Annotated in this window: 9 protein-coding genes; all 9 read left to right on the forward strand. The window is 67.3% G+C overall.

What is annotated here, in order from left to right:
• The coding region (locus AC1D01_RS11385; protein ID WP_477866190.1) for an FAD-binding oxidoreductase at window positions 1-608 on the forward strand (608 nt) is incomplete at its 5' end.
• Window positions 609-633: 25 nt separating this feature from the next.
• Entirely contained in the window at window positions 634-1407 is a 774-nt protein-coding gene (rfbF, locus tag AC1D01_RS11390) for a glucose-1-phosphate cytidylyltransferase (RefSeq protein ID WP_477866192.1), read from the forward strand.
• A gap of 2 nt (window positions 1408-1409) precedes the next feature.
• Window positions 1410-2486, forward strand: a complete 1077-nt coding sequence (rfbG, locus tag AC1D01_RS11395; protein WP_477866194.1) for a CDP-glucose 4,6-dehydratase — start codon at window positions 1410-1412, stop codon at window positions 2484-2486.
• Entirely contained in the window at window positions 2483-3844 is a 1362-nt protein-coding gene (gene rfbH, locus AC1D01_RS11400) for a lipopolysaccharide biosynthesis protein RfbH (protein WP_477866196.1), read from the forward strand. Before rfbG ends, rfbH begins: the two co-directional genes overlap by 4 nt.
• Before the next feature lie 8 nt (window positions 3845-3852).
• Window positions 3853-5667 (forward strand): thiamine pyrophosphate-binding protein, encoded by a 1815-nt coding sequence (locus tag AC1D01_RS11405; RefSeq protein WP_477866198.1) that lies wholly within the window; start codon window positions 3853-3855, stop codon window positions 5665-5667.
• A gap of 16 nt (window positions 5668-5683) precedes the next feature.
• Window positions 5684-6640: an NAD-dependent epimerase/dehydratase family protein gene (locus AC1D01_RS11410; RefSeq protein ID WP_477866200.1), complete on the forward strand. Its 957-nt coding sequence runs from the start codon at window positions 5684-5686 to the stop codon at window positions 6638-6640.
• Between the two features lie 9 nt (window positions 6641-6649).
• Entirely contained in the window at window positions 6650-7531 is an 882-nt protein-coding gene (locus tag AC1D01_RS11415; RefSeq protein WP_477866202.1) for an acetaldehyde dehydrogenase (acetylating), read from the forward strand.
• 4 nt (window positions 7532-7535) lie between these two features.
• Window positions 7536-8567 carry a 4-hydroxy-2-oxovalerate aldolase gene (dmpG, locus tag AC1D01_RS11420; RefSeq protein WP_477866204.1) on the forward strand — a complete coding sequence of 344 codons (1032 nt, stop codon included), beginning with the start codon at window positions 7536-7538 and terminating at the stop codon, window positions 8565-8567.
• Window positions 8568-8571: 4 nt separating this feature from the next.
• Window positions 8572-9218: NAD-dependent epimerase/dehydratase family protein (locus AC1D01_RS11425; RefSeq protein WP_477866206.1), on the forward strand; the 647-nt coding region annotated here is incomplete at its 3' end.

The raw sequence follows: 9218 nt of genomic DNA on the forward strand, positions 1-9218 counted from the left end.
CGTTCGCCGCCGGCCAGTACATCGACGTGATCGGCCACGGCGGCGTACGGCGCAGCTACTCGCTCGCCTCGGCCCGGGCCGAGGCCATGCCGCTCGAACTGCACGTCCGCCAGGTCCCCGGTGGCGTGATGAGCGACTACTGGTTCGAGCAGGCCCGCACCAACGACCTGCTGCGCCTGCATGGCCCGCTGGGCACCTTCTTCGTCCGCGAGACCGAGGGGGTGCACCTGGTCTTCCTGGCCACCGGCACAGGCATCGCGCCGGTCAAGGCCATGCTCGAGGAGCTCGCCCGCCGCGCAGAYCAACCGCTCTCCGTGACGGTGTACTGGGGAGGCCGCGTCCCGTCCGACCTGTACTGGCAGCCGCCGCCCGCCGGACCGGGGCATCGGTTCGTGCCGGTGCTGTCGCGCGCGGGGATCGACTGGCTCGGAGAACGCGGCCACGTGCAGGAGGCCCTGCTGCGCGACGGATGCCACTGGCAGCGCACCGTGGTCTATGCCTGCGGCTCCGACGCCATGATCCACGCTGCCCGCGCCCGGTTGCTGGACGCCGGCCTGCCAGCTCGGCATTTCCACTCCGATGCCTTCGTCAGCTCGGCGCCGGCCTGAGCCCCTCCAACGCGAAAGGAACACCATGAAAGCCGTCATCCTGGCCGGGGGGCTGGGCACCCGCATCAGCGAGGAAACTGCCATCCGGCCCAAGCCCATGGTCGAGATCGGCGGCAAGCCGATCCTGTGGCACATCATGAAGATGTACTCGCACCACGGCATCCACGATTTCGTGATCTGCTGCGGCTACAAGGGCTACGTGATCAAGGAGTACTTCGCCAACTACTTCCTGCACATGTCGGACGTCACCTTCGACATGAAGCACAACCGCATGGAGGTGCACCACGAGCGCGCCGAACCGTGGACCGTGACGCTGGTCGACACCGGCGACGACTCGATGACCGGTGGGCGGCTGCTGCGCGTCGCGAAGTACGTGCAGGATGAAGAAGCCTTCTGCTTCACCTATGGCGATGGCGTCGGCGACATCGACATCGGCGCATCGATCGCGTTCCACCAGGCTCACGGCAAGGCCGCAACGCTCACCGCGACCTTCCCGCCCGGTCGCTTCGGCGCGCTCGACATCCAGCACCAGCAGGTGAAGAGCTTCAAGGAAAAGCCCAAGGGCGACGGCGGGATGATCAACGGCGGCTTCTTCGTGCTCTCGCCGAAGGTGCTGTCGTACCTGAAGGATGACGCCACGGTCTGGGAGCAGGGTCCGCTGATGCGGCTGGCCGAAGACGAGCAGCTGATGGCCTTCGAGCACGACGGCTTCTGGCAGCCGATGGACACGCTGCGCGACAAGCACCTGCTCGAGGACCTGTGGACCAGCGGCAAGGCGCCGTGGAAGAAGTGGGACTGAGCATGTCGGTGAACGCTGAATTCTGGCGCGGCAAGCGCGTCTTCCTGACTGGCCACACCGGCTTCAAGGGCAGCTGGCTGTCGCTGTGGCTGCAATCGCTGGGCGCCGAGCTGGGAGGCCTGGCCCTGGCCGCCTCCACCGAGCCCAGCCTGTTCCAGGTGGCCCGGGTGGGCGACGCCATGCAGTCGACCCTCGGCGACATCCGCGACCTCGACACCGTGGTGCAGGCCATGCAGGCGTTCCGGCCGGAGATCGTGATCCACATGGCGGCGCAGCCGCTGGTGCGCCTGTCTTACAGCGAACCGGTCGAGACGTATGCCACCAACGTGATGGGCACGGTGCACGTGCTGGAGGCGGTGCGCCGCTGCAGCACGGTGCGCTGCGTCGTCGCCGTGACGACCGACAAGTGCTACGAGAACCGTGAATGGGAATGGGGCTATCGCGAGAACGAGCCGATGGGCGGCCACGATCCGTACAGCAACAGCAAGGGGTGTGCGGAGCTGGTGACCTCGGCCTACCGCCGCTCGTTCCTGCAGAAGGCCGGCGTGGCGCTGGCCTCGGCGCGCGCCGGCAACGTGATCGGCGGTGGCGACTGGGCCAGCGACCGGCTGGTGCCCGACATCCTGCGCGCCTTCGAGCGTGGCGAGCCGGTGGTGATCCGCAATCCGAATTCGACGCGGCCGTGGCAGCACGTGCTGGAGCCCCTGTCAGGCTACCTGACACTGGCCCAGCAGCTGTGGAGCGGCGAACCCGAATTCGCCGACGGGTGGAACTTCGGCCCACGCGACGAGGACGCGCAGCCGGTGATGTGGATCGTCGAGCGCCTGGCGAAGGCTTGGGGCGAAGGCGCCGGCTGGCAGCTCGACCTGGGTGAGCACCCGCACGAGGCCCACTACCTGAAGCTCGACATCTCCAAGGCCCGGCACCGCCTGGGCTGGCAACCGCGCTGGAACCTGGACACCGCGCTCTCGAAGATCACGCAGTGGCACCGCGCCTGGCGCGCCCAGCAGGACATGAAATCGGTCTGCCTGGCGCAGATCACGCAGTACACGAACTCGATCGGCAAGGAAACCGCATGAGCAGCATCCCCATCATCGCGGCCGCACCGGCCGCACCCGGCGCCGAGTTGCGCGCGCAGATCGCTGCACTCGTCCAGCAGTACGCCGACCAGCAGCTGGCACCCAAGCCCTTCGTGCCCGGCCAGTCGGTGGTGCCGGTGTCGGGCAAGGTGATCGGCGCCAGGGAGCTGCAGCTGATGGTCGAGGCCTCGCTCGACGGCTGGCTGACCACGGGCCGCTTCAACACCGCCTTCGAAGAGCGCCTGGCCAGGTACCTGGGCGTGAAGTACCTGATCACCGTCAACTCCGGCTCGTCGGCCAACCTGGTGGCCTTCTCGGCGCTGACCTCGCCGCGCCTGGGCGAGCGCGCGATCCAGCCGGGCGACGAGGTGATCGGCGTGGCCGCGGGCTTCCCGACGACCGTCAACCCGATCCTGCAGTTCGGCGCCGTGCCGGTGTTCGTCGACATCGACCTCGCCACGCACAACATCGACCCGACGCTGATCGAGGCCGCCATCGGCCCGAAGACCAAGGCCATCATGCTGGCCCACTCGCTGGGCAACCCGTTCAACCTCGACGTGGTCACCGCGCTGTGCAGGAAGCACAAGCTCTGGCTGGTGGAAGACTGCTGCGACGCGCTCGGCTCCACCTACGACGGCAAGATGGTCGGCAGCTTCGGCGACATCGGCACGCTGAGCTTCTACCCGGCGCACCACATCACCATGGGCGAAGGCGGCGCGGTGTTCACCAACAACGCCGAGCTGAAGCTGATCGCCGAATCCTTCCGCGACTGGGGCCGCGACTGCTACTGCCCGCCCGGCAAGGACAACACCTGCAACAAGCGCTTCTGCTGGACGAACAAGGAACTCGGGGGCGACCTGCCCGATGGCTACGACCACAAGTACACCTACTCGCACCTCGGCTACAACCTGAAGATCAGCGACATGCAGGCCGCCTGCGCGCTGGCGCAGATGGACCGCGTGGAAGAGTTCGTCGAAGCCCGCAAGCGCAACTTCGACTACCTGAAGGAGCGCCTGAAGTCGTGCGCCGACTTCCTGGAGCTGCCCGAAGCGACGCCGAAGTCCGATCCGTCGTGGTTCGGCTTCCTCGCGCTGCTGAAGCCCGAGTCGGGCGTCAAGCGTGTCGACCTGCTGTCGTACCTCGACCAGAACAAGATCGGCACGCGGCTGCTGTTCGCCGGCAACCTGGCGCGCCAGCCCTACATGATCGGGCGCAACTTCCGCGTCAGCGGCAGCCTGGCCAACACCGACGTGGTCATGAACCAGGCCTTCTGGCTGGGCGTGTACCCGGGCCTCACCACCGAACACCTCGACTTCATCGTCGGCAAGCTCGAAGAATTCTTCGGCCTGAATTTCTGAACCGCACCATGACAGCTCCCGCCAAGATCAGCGATCAGATCGCGCAACTGCTCGAAGAGCTCGACATCCGTCATGCCTTCGGCATCATCGGTGCCGGCAACGTCCACCTGTTCGAGGCGATCACGCGCCGCGGTTTCACCGAGATCGTCTGCGTGCACCACGAGCAGGCCGCCACGATGGCGATGCAGACCTACTACCGGACCAGCGGGCGGCTCGCGGTCGCGCTGCTGACGACGGGCGCCGGCGCCACCAACGGCGTGACCGGCGTGGTGTCGGCCTGGGCCGATTCCATCCCCGGGCTGGTGATCGCCGGCAACGAGCACTCGAAGCACACGCGGCTGGACAACCCGCTGCGCATGTGGGGCGTGCAGGGCTACGACTCGGTCGGCATGATCGAGAAGGTCGCCAAGTACGCGAGCCGCGTGACGCAACCCGCCCAGACCCTGGCCGAATTGCGCAAGGCCGCCGGCATCGCGCTGGCCGGCCGGCCGGGACCGGCCTGGGTCGAGATTCCGATGGACATCCAGTCGACCCGCCTGGCGCCGTCGGAGATGGAAGTCTTCACGCCGGAAACCGGCACGCCGAAGGCGCCCGACGCCGACCAGATCGCGGGCGTGATCGCAGCGCTGAAGCGCGCAGAGCGTCCGCTGCTGTGGCTGGGCAACGGCATCCGCCTGGCGGGTGCGGTGGACGAACTGCCCGCCCTGCTCGACGCGCTGGACATCCCGGCCCTGGTGTCGTGGGCCGGCATCGACATGGTCGACTCGTCGCATCCCCGGGTGATCGGCCGTGCCGGCGTCTACGGGCAGCGCGCCGCCAACTTCGCGCTGCAGAACAGCGACTACATCCTCGCGATCGGCACGCGCCTGGCCGTCCCGCAGGTCGGCTACGACCTGAACGAGCTGGCACGCGCGGCCACCATCGACATGGTCGACATCGACGAGACCGAGGGCGGCAAGCTGGGCTCGCGCCTGAACAGCTTCATCCACGCCGATGCCGGCGCCTTCGTGCGGGCACTGGCTGCCGGGGCGAATGGCGGCGTGGGCAGCAAGGCCGCCTGGCTGGAGCGCTGTGCCGGCTACCTGCGCGACTTCCCCTGGATCGGCCCCGAGCATGCCGACCCGGCAGGCTTCATGAATTCCTACCGGTTCATGGAGCGGTTGAACGGCGTGTTGAAGCCCGACCAGGTGATCGTCACCGACATGGGCACCGCCTTGCTGTGCGGCCACCAGGTGCTGAAGCTGGGCGACGGCCAGCGCCTGATGACCTCGACCGGCCTGGGCGAGATGGGCTACGGCCTGCCGGGAGCCATCGGTGCCTCGTTCGCGCGCGACCGGGGCGAGGTGATGTGCCTGAACTGCGACGGCGGGATGATGATGAACCTGCAGGAACTGCAGACCATGGTCCACCACCAGCTGCCGATCAAGCTGTTCATCTTCAACAATGACGGCTACCTGATGATCAAGCACACGCAGAACTCGCTGTTCAAGAGCGGCTACGTGGGCACCGACGCGAAGTCGGGCGTGTCCTGCCCCGATTTCAGCAAGCTCGCCGCGGCCTTCGACATCCCGGCCTTCCAGATTCGCGGCTGGGAGGAATGCGACGACGTGCTGGCCCAGGTCCAGGCCATCGAGGGCCCGGTGGTCTGCGAGGTGTTCATGCACCCCGAGCAGTTGTTCGTGCCCAAGCTCTCGGTGGCGGCCAGGCCGACCGGCGAGCTGGTGTCGCCGCCGCTGGAAGACCTGTCGCCCCTGCTGCCGCTGGACGTGCTGTCGAAAGCCATGCTGGTCGACGTGCACCCGAAGTCGACCTCGCTGCGCTGAGCTTGCTCGCAACGCCATGAAGCAGATCGCCATCGTCGGCGCCAGCAGCCAGATCGCCAAGGACCTGATCCTGTCCTTGACGTCCGGCAGCGACACGCCGCCGCTGCTCTATGTGCGGGACGTGGAGGCCATGCGCAGCTGGGTGCTGGCCCGAGGACTGGCTGAGACCTGTCCGATCCACCGCTACGAGGACTACGGGCGCGTCCCGCACGACGCCGTCATCAACTTCGTGGGTGTCGGCGACCCGCGCCGCGCCGCGGCGATGGGCGCCGGCATCTTCGAAGTGACGCAGCGCTTCGACGACATGGTGCTGGCCGAGCTTCAGAAGAACCCGCAGCGCCATTACCTCTTCCTGTCCAGCGGCGCCGTCTACGGCAACGCCTATGCAGAGCCGGTGACGGCCGCCACCGAAGCGCGCATCGCCATCAATGCCATCGCACCGCAGGACTACTACGCCACCGCCAAGCTGCATGCCGAGGTGCGGCACCGCTCGCGGCCGGACCTGGCGATCACCGACATCCGCGTCTTCAACTATTTCAGCCGCACCCAGGACATCGAGGCGCGGTTCTTCATCACCGATATCGTTCGTGCCGTGCGCGACGGGCAGGTGCTGCGCACCTCGCCCGAGTACATGGTGCGCGACTTCCTGCACCCGCACGACTTCGCCCAGCTCGTGCGCTGCCTGCTCGATGCACCGCCGCACAATGGCCCGGTCGATGGCTACTCGCGTGGCGCCGTGGACAAGCCGACCCTGCTGAAGGCGATGCAAGAGCACTTCGGCCTGCGCTACGACATCGCCGAGCCGGACAGCGGGGTGGCGGTCAACGCCACCGGCGCCAAGCCTCACTACTACTCGCTGAACCACCAGGCCGGGCGGTTCGGCTACCGGCCCCGGTATTCGTCGCTGGAGGGCGTGCTGGAAGAGACTCGCGCCATCCTGGGCCGCCAGGCGGCCCCAGAAAAATCCCATTGAGAAGCTGTGATGACCTCCAAGAAACTCCGCGTCGCGATCCTCGGCACCGGCAACATCGGCACCGACCTGCTCATCAAGGTGATGCGCTCCGAGAGCCTGCAGTGCGCGCTGTTCGTCGGCCGCAACTTTCGCTCCGACGGGATGCAGAAGGCCAGCAACCTGGGCGTGAACATCTCTGACCGCGGGTTGGACGCCATCGTGCAGCAGGCCGACGACATCGACCTGGTGTTCGATGCCACCTCGGCGATCTCGCACCTCGAGCACTGGTCGGTGCTGGAGAAGCTGGGCAAGAAGGTGATCGACATGACGCCGGCCAAGGTCGGCAAGCTGTGCGTGCCGGCGATCAACTCGGACGAGATCATCGATTCTCGCTCGGCCAACATCAACATGGTGACCTGCGGCGGCCAGGCCTCGGTGCCGATCGCCAACGCGATCGCCGCGGTGCAGAGCGACATCGAGTACATCGAGGTCGCCTCCAGCATCTCGTCGCGCAGCGCCGGCCCCGCCACCCGCGCCAACCTGGACGAATACATCGAGACCACCGAGCAGGCGCTGATCAAGTTCACGGGAGCGCGCCAGGCCAAGGCGATCCTGATCCTGAACCCCGCCCGCCCGCCGATCGACATGCAGACGACGATCTACGCGAAGGTGGCCAACCCGAACCTCGGCGCGATCCGCGACTCGGTGAACGAGATGATGAAGCGAATCATGGCCTACGTGCCCGGCTACCAGCTGATCGTGCCGCCGACCATCGAGGACGGCAAGATCACCACCACCGTGAAGGTGCTGGGCAACGGCGACTACCTGCCGCGCTATGCCGGCAACCTCGACATCATCAACTGCGCGGCCATCGGCATCGCGGAGACCATCGCCCGCCAGGGCAAGGAGTGACGACATGGGCAAGCACGTACTGATCAGCGACCCGACGCTGCGCGACGGCAACCACGCGGTGCGCCACAAGATCTCGCAGGAGAACTTCGCCGCCTATTGCGCCGCCGCGGAACGCGCCGGCGTCCCCATCGTCGAGGTGGGCCACGGCAACGGGCTGGGCGCCTCGTCGATGCTGATCGGCGAATGCGCGCTGACCGATGAGGTGATCCTGCGCACGGCACGCGAGAACCTCGGCAAGTCGAAGCTGTCTGTCCACGCCATCCCCGGTTTCTGCACCATCCAGCGCCACCTGACGATGGCGATCGAGCTCGGCGTCGACGTGTTCCGCATCGCCTCGCATTGCACCGAAGCCGACATCACGCAACGCCACATCGACTACGTGCGCACCCAGGGCAAGGAGGTCTATGGCGTGCTGATGATGAGCCACATGGCCTCCCCGGACGTGCTGGCAGACGAGGCGCGCAAGATGCAGGCCTATGGCGCCGAGGCGCTGGTCATCATGGACTCGGCCGGCACCTACCTGCCCTCCGACGTGACCCGGCGCATCTCGACGCTGGTGGACGCGCTGAGCATCCCCGTGGGCTTCCATGCGCACAACAACCTCGGCATGGGCATTGCCAATTCGGTGGCCGCGGTCGAGGCGGGAGCGTCCATCATCGATGGCAGCGCGCGCGGCTTCGGCGCCGGCGCGGGCAATGCGCAGCTCGAGGTGCTCGTCGCCGTCTTCCAGCAGATGGGCTACGAGACCGGCATCGATCTCTACAAGATGCTCGACGCGGCCGACCTGGCCGAGAAGACGATGATTCCTTCGCTGCCCTACATCTCGTCGACCAGCATCGTCAGCGGCATGTCGGGCGTGTTCTCCGGTTTCGTCAAACAGGTGAACAGCATCGGTGCCGAGCACGGCGTCGACCCGCGCGACATCTTCTTCGAGCTGGGGCGCCGCAACGCGGTGGCGGGGCAGGAAAGCCTGATCCTCGAGGTGGCACTGCAGCTGGCCGAAGCGAAGGCCGCAACGAAGGCGGCCCATGCTTGACGCCATGCAACGCCAATTGCGCGACGATTGCCTGGCTTCGGCGGCGGCGTTGCCGGATCTCGCCGGCCGACTGAGGGGCCACCGCATCGCCGTGGTCGGTGGCACCGGCTTCACCGGCACCTGGCTGGCCGAGATGATCTCGGCACTCAACGACGAGGCGGGCGGCAACACCCGCCTGCACCTGGTCGGCCGGGCGCCTGCGAAGTGGGTTGCACAGAACTCGCACCTGAAGCGCGACGACATCTCCCTGCAGGCCACCGACGTGCGTTCGCCGTTCGAGCTGCCACACGACACGACGCTGGTGCTGTTCGCCGCCGGCATCGCCGATCCGCGGGTCCATGCCAGCGAGCCGCAGCGCGTGTTCCAGACCACGGTCTACGGCCTGGACAACACCCTCGCGGCGGCAAGCCGGCTGGAGGATATCCGGCGCCTCGTGAACCTGAGCTCCGGGCTGGTGGCTGGCAGCGGGCTGCCCGCGCGGGCACTGGCCGAAGGCGACATCGGCCCGCTCGACTTCACCCGCTTCCACAACCTGTACGCGGAAGCCCGGCGAGCCGCCGAAAGCCTGGCCTGCGGCCATGCAGGCCAGCATCGCCTGCCGGTCAGCACGGTGCGTGCCTTCACCTTCCTCGGGCCGTACCAGGCGCTGGA

The organism is Rhizobacter sp. P3_B12 (assembly GCF_056402895.1).